The following is a 14,607-nucleotide window of genomic DNA, read 5'->3' on the forward strand; positions in this document are numbered from 1 at the left end:
GGCCGCCGTGCAACGCTCTGGCGGCTTTCTTGTTGGTCCGCATCGATAACGCTAACCGTCAGCCGTCCAGCCGCCCGAACAGCGAAATCTGCCGCGCAATCGCCGTGGTGACAGGATCGGCCTGCATCAGCCAGCCGCCGATGCGATCAACCCCTTGCCCCGCCATCAGATCGGCCACCCGATCAGCATAGGCCACGCTTCCCAGTTGATACAGGAAGGCCGCCTTCATCAGGGTGCCGACGAAGACCGCGATCAAAAGCGGGCGCAGCACCGGCACATGCATCCGCACCCTGCGTCGGTATCGGGGGTGGGACCGGGTGTAGAACGAACGTCCAAGCGCGCCCTCGGCCTCGAACCCATAGCCAGTGGCATGGGCCTTATGAATGCGCGCAATACGGGTCTTGAATTCAGCGATGCCTGGATCAGACATGACAGTCTCCACACTCAACGCCCCACCCAAGTAACATAGGGCGGAAATGTGGCAGCTTCGGGGCAATAAAGGCGGCTTCCCGGCGACAATCGCCCGGCTTTGTCTCACAAACGCCGCATAACCAGCGTGGACCATTCGCCGTTGTCTTCACGCCCGGCCAAAGCAAACCCGGCGGCGACATAGGCCGCCGTCACAGTCTCGGCCTGCACCACCAGCAGGCCAGACAGAATGCACAGCCCCCCCGGCACCAGATGCGCCGCCATCGGCGGGGCCAGTTCGATCAGCGGGCCTTTCAGGATATTGGCAAAGACCAGATCAAAGGGGGCCACTTCGGCCAGACGCGGATGGGCAAAGCCCGCCGCCTCCATACACTCGATCCGGCCCTCCAGGCGATTGATCGCCACATTGGCGCGGGCCACATCCACCGCCACCTGATCAATGTCACTGGCCAGCACCAGCGCATCGGGCAGTACCGCCGCCGCCGCCATGGCCAGAACGGCAGTGCCACAGCCGATATCGGCCACCTTTGCCGGCGCAAACCCATCGCTGAACAGCCGGTCAAAGGCGCGCAGACAGCCCAGCGTGGTGCCATGATGCCCGGTGCCGAAGGCCACCGTCGCCTCAATCTGCAACGCCACCCGGTCCCGATCCAACGCCGCGACACGGTCTGCATCATGGCTGCCGAACACAAAGAACCGCCCGGCCTCGACCGGGGCCAGCTCGCGCCGCACCTTGGCCACCCAGTCAATTTCCGGCAGTTCCGAAATGGCAAAGGGCTTGGCCCCATGCGCGGTCCCCAAAGCGTCCAGCATCCCGGCATCGGGTGCCTCAAGAAAATACGATCCCACCTCCCACAGCCCGGACTCGTCTTCGATCTCGAACGCACCCACACCGTAGGGGGCCGGTTCCATCGTCTCAATCGCCTCGGCAAGCGCCTTGGCCGCCGCCTCGCCCGGCAGGGTGGTCAGCGCGGTAAAGGTGTGCTGCGCAGTTTCGGTCACCGTGAAGGGGGTCGCGCTAAATGCCTCGGCCAGCACGTCAAGCAGCGTGGCGTCGGGGGCCTTTGCAAACAAGGCAACAACCCGGGCCAGATCCGGCACTTCGGGGTCGTCGTAGATTTCCACTTCCAGCGGTTCGGGCTGCATCCGCTCCAACGCCTGCGCCAGACTTTCGGCGGCGTCTTCGCCTGCAATGGTGGTAAGGGCGGTGAATGTGGGCATGGCGAAAACCTCTGGCAGCTGCGCCATTGGCCCTAGCCGCCGCCGCCGGTGGCGTCAAGGCGACTGGCGGGCGGTGATCGCGTCACCACCGCCCGCCAACGCCGGATCAGGCCGAAACGCCGGTCCCGATCGGGCAGGTCACGCCGGTGCCGCCAATCCCGCAATAGCCGTTGGGGTTCTTTTGCAGGTATTGCTGGTGATAGTCTTCGGCAAAGAAGAATTCCGGCACCGGCACGATCTCGGTCGTGATCTCCCCTTTGCCGGCCTCGCTCAGCGCCGTCTGATACACCGCCTTCGATGCCGCCGCCGCCGCCGCCTGTGCGTCCGTGTAGGTGTAGATCCCCGAACGGTAGGTCGAGCCCACATCATTGCCCTGCCGCATGCCTTGGGTCGGGTCATGCCCTTCCCAGAACAGCTTCAAGAGCTGCTCATAGCTGATCACCGACGGGTCATAAATCACCCGCACCACTTCGTTATGGCCGGTCAGCTGGGTGCAGGTTTCCTTGTAGGTCGGGTTCGGCGTGTAGCCGCCCGCATACCCCACCATGGTCAGCCAGACGCCGGGGGTCTGCCAGAACTTGCGCTCCACCCCCCAGAAACAGCCCATGCCGAACATTGCCTCTGCCATGCCCTCGGGCACCGGCGATTTCAGCGGGATACCGGAAATGAAATGCGTCTCGGCGGTCGGCAGTGGTGTCGTCCGGCCCGGCAGCGCGTCTTTCGGGTCAACCATCTGCGATTTGGCGCGGTTCATGAAGAACATCTTGAAACTCCCCTGAGGTCAGACAGGATATATAGGCGGGCTTGCCCAAATCACCACTCACTCCGCAGGCTGTGGCAGGCCCCGGGCGAAAATCGTCTCATACCCCGGCACCGGGTGGCGCGGGATCAACAGCACCAGCCCCAATGCAATCAAGGCCATCCCGGCCCCCAGCAGGAACACATAGTCCGGCGAGGTCGCCCACAGATACCCCATTCCGGCGGGCAGGAACACCGCTGCGATATGGTTGATGGTGAAGGCCACCGCCGCCGTGGGGGCAATGTCTGCCGGATCGGCGATCTTCTGGAAATAGGTGCGCAGCGCAAAGGACAGGGCAAAGAACATCTGGTCGGCGATATAGAGCGCGCCCGCAATCACCAGCCCCCAGCCGAACCAGTAGATCCCGCCATAGAACAGAAACACCAGCGTCAGCCCGACATATTCGAACGCCATCACCGACCGCTCGCCAAACCGGCCCAAAGCGCGGCCCATGGCGGGGGCGGCCACCATCTGCAGCACATAGTTGATCAGCAACAGCGCCGTCATCTCCGACACTTTCATGCCAAAGCGTTCCACCATCATGAATCCGGCAAAGACCACAAAGATCTGCCGCCGCGATCCCGCCATGAATTGCAGCGCATAGAACAGCCAGTAACGGCGGCGCAGCACGATGGTGTTGCGTTGCTTGATCGGGTTCACAAACTGCGGATAGGCCACAGCGGCAAACACCGTCAGCGCAATCGTGGCCCCACCCGCCACCATATACACCGTGTCATAGGTGAGTTGCCAGCGGTCCCACAGCAGCATCAGCAGCCCGTAGGCCAGCAACGATGCCCCCGACCCCACCGCCACGATCCGCCCCAGCACCTGCGGCGCGCGGGATTTTTCCACCCATTGCAGTTGCAACGACTGGTTCACCGTCTCGAAATAATGAAACCCGATCGATGACAGCAACGTCACGATCAGCAACCCGCCAAAGCTGGGAAACCAGGCGGTAATCACCGTGGCCACCCCCAGCAGCAGCAGGCTGCACAGCGCCAGCATCTGTTCGCGGAACACCAGCAGCAGCGCAATCACCCCCACCGCCAGCAGCCCCGGAATCTCGCGCACCGTGTGCAGCCAGCCGATCTCCACCCCGGTGAACCCGGCCATCTCGATCACGAAATTGTTCAAGACCGCCGACCATGTGGCAAAGGCCAGCGGCATCGCGGCGGCCATCACGTACAGCAGCGCCTCGGGCCTGCGCCAGCGGGGCAAGGTGTGGGCGTCATCAAGGGACATGCGCTCGAACATGCAAATGTCCTACACGCAGATCTGCGGTTCAGCCAGCACGCGATTGTGACCGATACAGCAGCCCGAAACCGGGGCTAGCGCAGACCCGGACGTTCCGGCAGAACCTGCTGCGCGATCCCGGCAAAAGTCAGGTAAAGCGACGTGATGATCAGCCCCCAATGCGCCCAGGAGGCCGGGTGAAAGTCAACAAAAGCCGCCCATCCGGCAAACACCACCCACAGCAATGACATCGGCAGCGACACGCTGCGCCAGCGTTTGGTGCGGGTGGGGTGAATAAACTTCAGGTTGCAGAACATCGCCACTGTCAGCGCGATCACAATCGCCAGCACCATGGCCGTGCCCGGGGCCACGGCAAACAGCACCAGCACCACCATGTTCCAGCAGGCCGGAAAGCCGGCAAAGGACTTGTCCTTGGTTTTCATGCGGGTATCGGCAAAATAGATCACCGACCCATAAACGATCACGATGATCGCAATCCACCCGGTCCAGCCCGGCAACAGCCCGGATTTGAACAGCGCATAGGCCGGAATGAACACATAGGTCAGAAAGTCGATGATCAGGTCCAGCAACACGCCGTCATAATTCGGCCAGTTCTTGTCCACCTCGTAGCGGCGCGCCAATGGCCCGTCGATGCCATCGACGATCAGCGCGAACACCAGCCAAAGGAACATCAGGCTCCACTTTTCCTCGACGGCGGCCAGCATGGCAAACATCGACAAGACCGCACCGGTGGCGGTCAGCAGATGAACGGACAGGGCTTTGTAACGAAGTTGCATCGGGTTTTGATGGCGCAAACCGCCGGTCAGTGCAACCGGTCAGGCGCGCGGATGCGCCTTTTCATAGACTTCCATAAGCCGGGCGGCATCAACTGCCGTATAAACCTGCGTTGTCGACAGCGACGCATGGCCCAGCAATTCCTGTATCGCGCGCAGGTCGCCCCCGGCCGACAGCAGATGCGTGGCAAAGCTGTGGCGCATCGCATGCGGTGTCGCGGTCGCGGGAAGGCCCAGCTGCATCCGCGCCTTTTCCATCACGGCGGATATCAGCCTTGGGTTCAGTGGCCCGCCGCGCGCGCCGCGAAACAGGGCCTGACCGGCGTCCAGATCAAACGGGCACAGCCGCACATAATCCGCCACCGCCGCCCGCGCCACCGGCAGCACCGGCACCAACCGCGTCTTGTTGCCCTTGCCGGTGATGCGCAACACCTCCGGCAACGGATGCGCCGTCCCGGTCAGGCCAAGCGCCTCGGATATCCGCAAGCCGCAGCCGTACAGCAGCGTCACCACCGCCCGGTCGCGCGCGCCCACCCAGTCTTCGCGCCCCTGATCGGCCACCGTGTCGATCATGTCCTGCGCGCCGCTCACCGACAGCGGGCGCGGCAGCTTGCGCTTGAAGCGTGGTGCGCGGGCCGACAACACGGTGGTCGCATCCACGCCCGCGCGGTCCGCCACCCATGCGGTGAAGCTTTTCACCGAACTCAGCGCCCGCGCCAGCGACCGCGCCGACACCCCGCGCGCCCGTTCATGCGCCATCCAGGCCCGCAAGTCCCCCTGCGGCAGGCTGGCAAGCCCCGCCAGCCCTTCGGTCCCGCCGCGATGGATCGCCAGAAACTGCAGATAACCGGTCACATCGCGCAGGTAGGCGGTCACCGTGTTCTGCGCCGCGCCATGGATTGCTGACAACTGCTGGCTCCAGGTCGCCAAAGCCTCACGCACCTGCGGCGAAATCGCGGTCATGCCTGCAAGCTCACGACAACCAGCGGCGCATCGTCCGCTCGAACACGCCCGCGAAATGCGCCAGCAGATCGGTGCCATGGGTCGGCTTGAACTGGTGCGGGTCTTCCGCGCCCAGCACCAGCATACCCGGCAGCCGCCCCTTGCCGAAATCCAGTTTCAGCAGCGCCTCGGACCTTATCCACCCCGCCCGGTCGCCGTAGATCAGGTCCGATGTGGGAATCGTCTGGCGCAGGGTCACCGGGCGCAGCGGCACATTGCGCCCACCCGTCAGATACTCCCCCACAAACCCCGGCTCGGCCACAAACAGCACCTCGCCCAGCTTGCGCAGCGCCGGGTCTTCGGCATCCTGCACCGATTCCAGCACCAGCCGGATGCAGTCGACCCGGAGGGTGGCGGCCACATCGGTGGACAGGTTCTTCAGAAAATCCTCAAAGCTCAGCGGGTCCAGCATCTGCAGAATCGCCCGGTGCACCTGATTGGTCCCGGCAAGGTTTTCATAGGCCGCTGCAATCACCGTGCGGTGGGTGTCTTCCAGCCGGTCCAGCCGGCTTTCCAGCCGCTCCATCGCGATGCCGCGCAGATCGACGATATTGCTGCCCATCGCCCGCTCGTTCGCCCCGATCAGCGCCGCCATCAGATCGCGGTCTTCCAGAATCGTCTCGGGTTGCGCAATGATGCGGTCACGCAGGTCTTGCTCGATCATGGTCACTCTGCCCGGTTCTTTTTTGGTGATTTGGCACTGATGATAGCGGAAAGGGCAATGCAGGGGGAAGGATTTCCACCTGCGTCCTGTGCGCCTGCCCGCATTCCGCTGCGGCCCTGTATCTGATATGTCGCGCCGATGACATGCGCGGGACGTCCATAATGACCAGCCTTCTGATCCTTTACACCGGCGGCACCATCGGCATGGTGCCCGGCCCGGGCGGCCTGCAACCGGGAACCGGCGTGCTCGAGTCCGCGCTCCCCGCGCTGACCCCGGCGGGTGTGACCTTTACGGTCGAACACTTCTCCCCCCTGATCGACAGCGCCAATATCCGCCCCGCCGACTGGAACCACATGCTGGACCGTGTTGAGGCATGGCAGGGTCAGGCGGTGATCATCGTGCACGGCACCGACACGATGGCCTATACGGGGGCGGCCCTGTCCGGCGCGCTGCCCGACCTGCGCCTGCCCGTTATTCTGTGCGGGTCGATGGCGCCGCTGCACACCGGTGGCGATGCCGAAGGCAACCTTGGCCTCGCGCTCACCTCTGCCCTGACTGCCCCGCCCGGTGTGTGGCTGGCCTTTGCCGGCCGCCTGTTGCCCGCCGCCGGGCTGGTCAAGCAGGACAGCCACGCCGCCGACGCCTTCCGCAGCATCGCGCAAACCACCCAACCATCCGCCGCCCGCCGCTTTGCCGACCGCAGGGTGGCCATTCTGTCGCTATCGCCCGGCCTGCCCGCCGCCGCCCTGCGCGGGGCACTGCATGAACTCGACGGCGCGGTGCTGCGGGTCTACGGCGCCGGCACCATGATGAACGACCCCGCGATCATCGACGCCCTGCACAGCGCCATCGCCCGCGGCTGTCGCCTGCGCGCGGTCAGCCAATGCGAAAACGGCGGGCTTGAACCCGCCGCCTATGCCGCCGGGGCGGCACTCTGGTCTGCCGGTGTGGAAAACGGCGGCAGCGAGACGGCCGAACTGGCACTTGCGCGCCTCTGGCTGGCCCTGTCCTGAACCGCCCCCCTCCCGGTGGGAGGGGGGCGGAACCTATCCCGAGATCACAGAATCTTCTGCCCGGTCTGCGCCCAGTCCTTGGTGAACTGATCCAGCCCCTTTTCGGTCAGCACATGGGTCGCCAGCGCCTTGATCACCGAAGGCGGCGCGGTCATCACATCGGCACCGATCAGCGCGCATTGCGTGACATGGTTGGCCGTGCGGATCGACGCGGCCAAAATCTGCGTGTCAAAACCGTAGTTGTCATAGATCTGGCGGATGTCGCTGATCAGCTCCAGACCATCCAGGTTGATGTCATCCAGCCGTCCGATGAACGGGCTGATGAACGTCGCCCCGGCCTTGGCGGCCAGCAGCGCCTGATTGGCAGAAAAGCACAGGGTCACGTTGACCATCAGACCATCATCCGACAGCACTTTGCAGGTTTTCAGCCCGTCCCAGGTCAACGGCACCTTGACGGCGATGTTCTCGGCAATATCGGCCAGCTTGCGGCCTTCGGCGATCATGTCTTCGGCCTTCAGGGCCACCACTTCGGCCGACACCGGGCCAGAGACCATGTCGCAGATCTCTTTGGTGACCTCCAGAATATTGCGGCCGGATTTCAGAATCAGCGACGGGTTGGTGGTGACACCATCGACCATGCCAAGGTCATTGAGCTCGGCAATCGCCGCAACATCGGCGGAATCTACGAAAAATCTCATGGGGCGCGTCCTTCGGGTAAGTGCCGCGGGGGGTTGCGACAGGTTCCGGGGGGGTTTACCCCAAGACCATCAAAAGCGAAAGACAGGTGATGGCGCAAACAGTCACAGACCGGACCTATGCGCCGGGTCAGACCGTGGGGGTGCTGATCACCGAGGCCTTGGGCCGGGCCGGCCCAGGCGTGCTCGACTACCGCGCGCCCGAGGGCGGTTGTGGCGATGGCGATCTGGTCGAGGTGCCGCTTGGCCCGCGCAAGATCCTCGGCGTGGTCTGGGGACCGGGGGAAGGCACCTATGACCCCGCCAAGTTGCGCGCCATTGCGCGCGTGCTCGATGCCCGCCCGATGCGGGCAGAGTTGCGGTCTTTCCTCACCCGCGCCGCCGATTACACCCTGACCCCCCTGCCCGCCATGCTGCGCCTTGCCACCCGCGCGCCGGGGCTGATGTCGGGGGCTGCCACCCGCCGCGTCTACCGGCTTGCAGGGCCCGTGCCCAACCAGCTGACCGACGCGCGCTTCCGCGTGATCGAGGCGCTGCGCGACTATGGCGGTGCCTCGGTAACCCTTGCCGAACTGACCGAAGCGGCAGGCTGCACGGCATCGGTGGTCAAGGGTCTGGTCGCCAAGGGCGTGCTGGCCGAAGAAGACGCACCCAAAGACACGCCCTACCCGCCCCTGAACGCCCATGCCGATGGCCGTCTGGCAGGCGACCAGATCGCCGCAGGCGATGCGCTGGTGGCGGCGGTCGACCGCAATGACTATTCCTGCACCCTGCTGAAGGGCGTGACCGGGTCGGGCAAGACCGAGGTTTACCTGGAGGCCGTTGCCGAATGCCTGCGCCAAAGGCGCCAGGCCCTTGTCCTGCTGCCCGAAATCGCCCTGACGGCCGATTTCCTCACCCGCGTGCAGGCCCGCTTCGGCGCGCGCCCCGCCGAGTGGCATTCCGGCGTGACCATGACCGAACGCCGCCGCCTGTGGCGCATGGTGGCGACAGGCGGCGCGTCCTTCGTCGTCGGTGCACGCTCCGCCCTGTTCCTGCCGTTTCAGGACCTTGGCCTGATCGTGGTGGATGAAGAACACGACACCTCCTACAAGCAAGAGGAAGGTGTCCTGTATAACGCCCGTGACATGGCGGTGCTGCGCGGCGCCATCGTGGGCTGCCCGGTGGTGCTGGCTTCGGCCACGCCAAGCTTGGAAAGCTGGGCCAATGCCGACGCGGGCAAATACCTGCGCCTGAACCTCAGCGCCCGTTTTGGCGCGGCAGAAATGCCCCAAATGCACGCCATCGACATGCGTGCCGAGGCGCTGACCAATGACCGTTTCATCTCCCCCAGCCTCGCCGCCGCCGTCACCGCCCGCGTGGCAAAGGGCGAGCAGTCGCTCTTGTTCCTCAACCGGCGCGGCTATGCCCCGATCACGCTCTGCCGCGCCTGTGGCCATCAGGTCGGCTGCGATGATTGCGACGCGCGCATGGTGGAACACCGCTTCCTCAAACGCCTTGTCTGCCACCAATGCGGGGCGACCAAACCCGTCCCTACCACCTGCCCCGCCTGCAAGGTAGAGGGCAAGATGGCCGCCGTCGGCCCCGGCGTGGAACGGCTGGCCGAAGAGGTCACCGCCCGTTTCCCGGGTGCCCGCGTGGCGGTGCTGTCGTCCGACCTGTTCGGATCGGCCCGCGCGCTGAAAGCGCAGATCGAGACCATTGCGGCGGGTGGGGCCGATATCATCATCGGCACCCAGATCGTGGCCAAAGGCCACAACTTCCCCCTCCTCACCCTCGTCGGCGTCATCGACGCCGACCTCGGGTTGCAGGGGTCAGACCTGCGGGCCGCCGAGCGTACCTTTCAGCTGATGCGGCAGGTCGCAGGCCGCGCCGGTCGCGCCGAGTTGCGCGGCACCGCCCTGCTGCAAACCCACCAGCCCGACCATCCGGTGATCCGCGCCATCCTTGGCGGCGATGAAGAGGCGTTCTGGAAGGCCGAAGCGGCTGAGCGCCAGGCCGCCGGCGTGCCGCCCTATGGCCGGATGGCGGGCATCATCCTGTCCGGCCCCGATGTGGCACAGGTGTTTGACGTGGGCGCCGACCTCGCCCGCCGCGACGCGCCCCTGCGCCGGATCGGCGCGCAGGTCTTCGGCCCCGCCCCCGCCCCCATCGCCCGCGTGCGCGGCCGCCACCGCGTGCGGCTGCTGATCAAGGCCGACAAAGGCACCAGCCTGCAAGCCGCGCTCACCGAATGGGTGGCACAGGTGAAACTGCCCGCCAACCTGCGGCTGGCCATCGACATCGACCCCCAGAGTTTCTACTAGACCGGCCCTTGCGCGGCCTGCACCGTCGGGGGGCCTCCGGCAAGATGCCCCCCTGCAGGATCAGCCCAGAACCGTGTCGCAGCGCTTGCAGACTCCGGGGTGCTTGTGGCTTCCGACATCCGGCAAAATCTGCCAGCAGCGCTGGCATTTCTGGCCCGACGCGGCGGCAAACGCCACGCCGACACCCGGCACATCGGGCAGGGTGAACGCGCCCGCCGGGGCAGACCCGGTTGACAGGGCAAGCGCCGAGGTAATGGCGACCTGTGCCATATCAACCTTGTTCAGCGCCGCCTGCAGCGCGGCAGAGTCGACATAGACCTGCGGCGCCGCCTCAAGCGACGACCCGATCACCTTGGCGGTGCGCTGCACCTCCAGCGCGGCCGTCACAACCCGGCGCACCTGCCGCACCTGCGCCCATTTGGCACCCAATGCATCGTTGCGCCAGCTGGCGGGGGTTTCCGGGAAATCGGTCAGGTGCACCGAAGAGTCCTCGCCGGGGAAACGCTCCAGCCAGACTTCCTCCATCGTGAACACCAGGATCGGCGCAAGCCAGCGCGTCAGCCGGTGATACAAAAGATCCAGCACGGTGCGCGCCGCGCGGCGGGTGACCGCGTCCGGGCCATCGCAATACAGCGTGTCCTTGATCACGTCGAAATAAAACGCCGAAAGGTCGGTGGTGGCAAAGGTGAACACCTCTCGGAACACGCCCTGGAAGTCATAGCGCGCGTAACCGCTCCGCACTTCGGCATCCAGTTCCGCCATCCGGTGCAGCACCCAGGCGTCCAGCTCGGGCATCTGCTCCATCGGCAGCCGTTCGGCTTGGTCAAAGCCATGCAGCGCGCCCAGCATATAGCGCATGGTGTTGCGCAGGCGGCGGTAGCTGTCTGCGACGCCTTTCAGGATCTCTTTGCCGATCCGCAGGTCAACCGTGTAGTCAGACTGCGCCACCCACAGCCGCAGGATATCGGCACCGTATTCGTCGATCACCTGCTGCGGGGCCACCGTGTTGCCCAGCGACTTGGACATTTTCATGCCCTTTTCGTCCAGCGTGAACCCGTGGGTCAGCACCCCCCGATAGGGCGCGCGGCCCTTGGTGCCACAGGCTTGCAGCATCGAGGAATGGAACCAGCCGCGATGCTGGTCGGTGCCTTCCAGATACAGGTCAGCAATGCCATCGCTGGCCCCGTCTTCCCGGTCGCGCAGGACGAAGGCGTGCGTGGAGCCGCTATCAAACCACACATCCAGCACATCGAAGACCTGTTCATAATCCAACGGATCGACGATGCCTTCCAGCACCCGTTCCTTGAATCCTTGCACATACCAGACATCTGCGCCGTCCGCCTCGAACGCGGCCTTGATGCGGGCGTTGACGTCGGCGTTGCGCAGCAGGAAATCGGGGGCAGTCGGCTTGGCCCCCTTTTTCACAAAGCAGGTCAGCGGCACGCCCCAGGCACGCTGGCGCGACAGCACCCAGTCGGGCCGCGCTTCGATCATCGAATGCAGCCGGTTGCGGCCGGTTTGCGGGGTCCATTGCACCAGCTGGTTGATCGAGGTCAGCGCGCGGGCGCGGATGCTCCCGCCATAGGTCGTCATCCCGTCGTCCAGCGGCTTGTCGATGGCGACAAACCACTGCGGCGTGTTGCGAAAAATCAGCGGTGCCTTGGACCGCCAGGAATGCGGGTAGGAATGCTTCAGCTTGCCCTTGGCAAGCAGCGCGCCCTGCGCATGCAGCGCCTTGATGTTGGACACATTGGCCGGGCCTTCCTTGCCCTCCGCCGTCAGGATCGCCTGGCCGCCGAACACCGGCAGATCGGTGCGATAGCTGCCATCGGCCTCAACGTTATAGGTCATGGCAAGGCCGAACTTGAGGCCCAGCTGATAGTCGTCATCGCCATGGCTGGGGGCCGTATGCACAAACCCTGTGCCCGCCTCGTCGGTGACATGGTCACCGGGCAGCATCGGCACGTCATAATCCCACTCGCCATTGCCCTCCGCGATGCCACGATAGGGGTGGGCGAGTGTCATTGAATTGAGTGCGTCACCAGATACATCCCGAACTTCGACCCAACTTGCAATCTTACCTGCAGTTTTCACTGTTTCGGCAAGCTTCTTGGCAACGATAACTCTTTCACCGATGCGAGCAGTACTGCCCTCGATCAGGGTTTCGATCAGATACATTGCATAGTCGATCCCTTGGCCATGGCCGTGCGCGACCGCACGGTTCTGCGGGATAGTCCAAGGTGTCGTTGTCCAGATGACGACGCTGGCACCTTTTAGGTCCATCGAGTTTCCGTCAGTTTTCGGATGGTCGTCCCATCCCTTCAGGACGGCGTCTTTCAGAGAGTCTTGCTCAACGCCGACAACTGGAAACCGCACCCAGATCGTATGGCTGGTGTGGTCGTGATACTCCACCTCGGCCTCAGCCAAAGCCGTCTTTTCCACCGGCGACCACATCACCGGCTTACTGCCCTGATACAGCGACCCGTTCATCACGAACTTCATGAACTCATCCGCGATCACCGCTTCGGCGTGGTAATCCATCGTCAGATAGGGGCGGTCCCATTTGCCGGTGATGCCAAGGCGCTTGAACTCGTCGCGCTGGATGTCGATCCAACCCTCGGCGAACCGGCGGCATTCCTGACGGAAGGTGACGATATCGACAGCGTCCTTGTCCAGACCCTTGGCGCGGTACTGTTCCTCGATCTTCCACTCGATCGGCAACCCGTGGCAATCCCAGCCCGGCACATAGCGGGCATCAAACCCCATCATCTGCTGGCTGCGCACCACCATGTCCTTCAGCACCTTGTTCAGCGCATGGCCGATGTGCAGGTGCCCGTTGGCGTAAGGGGGGCCATCGTGCAGCACAAACGGCGCGCGACCCTTGCCGGTTTCGCGCAGGCGGTCATAAACCCCCAGCCGCTCCCACCGTGCCAGCCACTCCGGCTCGCGCGCGGGCAGGCCCGCCCGCATCGCAAAGGTGGTGTCGGGCAGGAACACAGTGTCACGGTAATCGGGCAGGGCAGTATCAACGGCGGTGTCAGGCGTATCGGCACACATCGGCGAAATCCTTGGAAGGGGGCGTGGAGACAGCGGCCAAGACCGGCCGCGCGCAAGGCAAAGGGCGTCCCGGACGTTTCAACGAAGCCGTCAAAACGCCGGGCGGCTAATTCGCGCTATGATCCGGATCATCCACATGGCCGCCTTATACGCGCCGGATCGGCGGCGGTCCAGATCACCCCGTGCGATCACCGAACAGAGATTGAAGCCTGCGGCACTGCCGCGCGCTGTGCCGCAGGCACGCCCCCAAGCCCGGGGTGGACAGCCCCGCCCCACCGCCTATCATCGACAAAAAGGAACGCGCCATGAAAGAACCATCCGTAAACGTGCTCGGCGGCCCGCTGGAGCCGTGTTCCACCACGCCCATGACCGGGTTTTTCCGCAACGGCTGCTGCGACACCGGCCCGATGGACCGTGGCTTGCACACCGTTTGCGCGGTGATGACGGCGGAATTCCTCGCACTGTCGAAATACCTGGGCAACGACCTGTCCACCCCGCGCCCCGAATTCGGCTTTGCGGGCCTCAAACCCGGTGACCGCTGGTGCCTGTGCGCCGGGCGCTTCCTGCAGGCGCATGAAGAAGGCGCGGCCCCAAAGGTCAACCTTGCCGCCACCCATGCCATCACCCTGCAGGTTGTACCGCTCGATGTGTTGCAAACCTATGCCACCGGCCCCACGGCAGACTGACCGCTGCGACACTGCACAGCCTTGCCCCCGTGCCGGATCTGCGCGATCCCCTTATCATGATCCCCCCGCGCTTTGCCATCACCGCCGCCGCATGGTCGGCACTGGCCCATCGCATCGGGCGCGGCATGCAGATCGCGGTGCACGACCGCGACAGCGCAGGCCCGCCCAGTCTGGGTTAGGCAGCGTCCAGCGGCTGCTTGACCGGACGCACCGCCCCATCATCTCGCATCAGGTCTTCGATGAACAGGCTCAGCAGCTGTGAACGCCCGGTCACGCCGGCCTTGCGGTAGATCGCGTTGGTCTGCGCCTTGATCGTCCCCTCACTGGTGCCGCGCAGCGCCGAGATGTCGGCGGTCGACAAGCCCTTGATCGAAAACAGCGCAACATCGCGCTCGGCCGGGGTCAGGGACCATTCGTCGAACCGCTCGTTCAGCAAATCCATGAAGGCACCCGAAGCCCGACGCAGCCGCTCTTGCGCCTGATTGCGCTCTTGCAGGGTGCGGCGCAACAGCAGCCCGCCCAACCCGAGGCCCAGAAGCAGCCCCGCTGCCGCGCCAAGCTCCATCAACTCGCGCACTTTCCAGGCGACGGGGCCGCTGAAAAGCCCGACATAAGACGACAGGATATCGGCCACGACAAAAATCGCGCAAAGCGCCTGAATCAGCAGAACCGCAATGATGGCGCCCTGCCGTCCCAATACTCAGGCCG

At 64.6% G+C, this 14,607-nt stretch carries 14 protein-coding genes; 4 read left to right on the forward strand and 10 right to left on the reverse strand.

Features of this window, described 5'->3' with window-relative positions; all coding sequences use genetic code 11:
• Positions 1 to 58 precede the first annotated feature (58 nt).
• From EEB11_RS05160 to EEB11_RS05190, 7 genes are all read right to left on the reverse strand, one after another.
• Positions 59 to 430 carry a hypothetical protein gene (locus EEB11_RS05160; RefSeq protein ID WP_135429361.1) on the reverse strand — a complete coding sequence of 124 codons (372 nt, stop codon included), beginning with the start codon at positions 428 to 430 and terminating at the stop codon, positions 59 to 61.
• A gap of 104 nt (positions 431 to 534) precedes the next feature.
• Complete coding sequence (locus tag EEB11_RS05165) at positions 535 to 1,431, reverse strand: 50S ribosomal protein L11 methyltransferase (RefSeq protein ID WP_245298796.1); 897 nt, start codon at positions 1,429 to 1,431, stop codon at positions 535 to 537.
• Positions 1,432 to 1,756: 325 nt separating this feature from the next.
• Positions 1,757 to 2,413 (reverse strand): peptide-methionine (S)-S-oxide reductase MsrA, encoded by a 657-nt coding sequence (gene msrA, locus EEB11_RS05170; RefSeq protein ID WP_135429362.1) that lies wholly within the window; start codon positions 2,411 to 2,413, stop codon positions 1,757 to 1,759.
• A gap of 57 nt (positions 2,414 to 2,470) precedes the next feature.
• Complete coding sequence (locus EEB11_RS05175; RefSeq protein WP_135429363.1) at positions 2,471 to 3,703, reverse strand: MFS transporter; 1,233 nt, start codon at positions 3,701 to 3,703, stop codon at positions 2,471 to 2,473.
• Between the two features lie 74 nt (positions 3,704 to 3,777).
• Positions 3,778 to 4,479 (reverse strand): CDP-alcohol phosphatidyltransferase family protein, encoded by a 702-nt coding sequence (locus tag EEB11_RS05180; RefSeq protein ID WP_135429364.1) that lies wholly within the window; start codon positions 4,477 to 4,479, stop codon positions 3,778 to 3,780.
• A gap of 39 nt (positions 4,480 to 4,518) precedes the next feature.
• Positions 4,519 to 5,439, reverse strand: coding sequence for a tyrosine recombinase XerC (locus EEB11_RS05185; protein WP_135429365.1), 921 nt, complete (start codon positions 5,437 to 5,439; stop codon positions 4,519 to 4,521).
• 10 nt (positions 5,440 to 5,449) lie between these two features.
• The gene (locus EEB11_RS05190) at positions 5,450 to 6,142 is read right to left on the reverse strand and encodes a DUF484 family protein (protein ID WP_135429694.1); all 693 of its coding nucleotides are present in this window, start codon (positions 6,140 to 6,142) and stop codon (positions 5,450 to 5,452) included.
• A 161-nt stretch (positions 6,143 to 6,303) separates the two neighbouring features.
• Between EEB11_RS05190 and EEB11_RS05195 the strand changes: the two genes are divergently transcribed.
• Entirely contained in the window at positions 6,304 to 7,155 is an 852-nt protein-coding gene (locus EEB11_RS05195) for an asparaginase domain-containing protein (RefSeq protein ID WP_245298779.1), read from the forward strand.
• Between the two features lie 44 nt (positions 7,156 to 7,199).
• Here the strand turns inward: EEB11_RS05195 and fsa are convergent, their stop codons facing one another.
• Positions 7,200 to 7,853: a fructose-6-phosphate aldolase gene (gene fsa, locus EEB11_RS05200; protein ID WP_135429367.1), complete on the reverse strand. Its 654-nt coding sequence runs from the start codon at positions 7,851 to 7,853 to the stop codon at positions 7,200 to 7,202.
• Between the two features lie 89 nt (positions 7,854 to 7,942).
• On the opposite strand from fsa, the gene EEB11_RS05205 reads away from it, so the two are divergent.
• Positions 7,943 to 10,156, forward strand: a complete 2,214-nt coding sequence (locus tag EEB11_RS05205) for a primosomal protein N' (RefSeq protein WP_135429368.1) — start codon at positions 7,943 to 7,945, stop codon at positions 10,154 to 10,156.
• Positions 10,157 to 10,216: 60 nt separating this feature from the next.
• Here EEB11_RS05205 and ileS read toward each other — a convergent pair whose 3' ends face one another.
• Entirely contained in the window at positions 10,217 to 13,213 is a 2,997-nt protein-coding gene (gene ileS / locus EEB11_RS05210) for an isoleucine--tRNA ligase (RefSeq protein WP_135429369.1), read from the reverse strand.
• A 305-nt stretch (positions 13,214 to 13,518) separates the two neighbouring features.
• On the opposite strand from ileS, the gene EEB11_RS05215 reads away from it, so the two are divergent.
• Positions 13,519 to 13,899, forward strand: coding sequence for a DUF2237 family protein (locus EEB11_RS05215; protein WP_135429370.1), 381 nt, complete (start codon positions 13,519 to 13,521; stop codon positions 13,897 to 13,899).
• A 56-nt stretch (positions 13,900 to 13,955) separates the two neighbouring features.
• Entirely contained in the window at positions 13,956 to 14,078 is a 123-nt protein-coding gene (locus EEB11_RS20225; protein WP_280950253.1) for a hypothetical protein, read from the forward strand.
• Here the strand turns inward: EEB11_RS20225 and EEB11_RS05220 are convergent.
• Positions 14,075 to 14,596 carry a helix-turn-helix transcriptional regulator gene (locus tag EEB11_RS05220; RefSeq protein WP_135429371.1) on the reverse strand — a complete coding sequence of 174 codons (522 nt, stop codon included), beginning with the start codon at positions 14,594 to 14,596 and terminating at the stop codon, positions 14,075 to 14,077. The two genes, EEB11_RS20225 and EEB11_RS05220, sit on opposite strands and share 4 nt — an antisense overlap.
• Positions 14,597 to 14,607: the final 11 nt, after the last annotated feature.

The sequence above is a fragment of the Pseudotabrizicola sediminis genome, from assembly GCF_004745575.1.
Classification (GTDB): Bacteria; Pseudomonadota; Alphaproteobacteria; order Rhodobacterales; family Rhodobacteraceae; genus Pseudotabrizicola; species Pseudotabrizicola sediminis.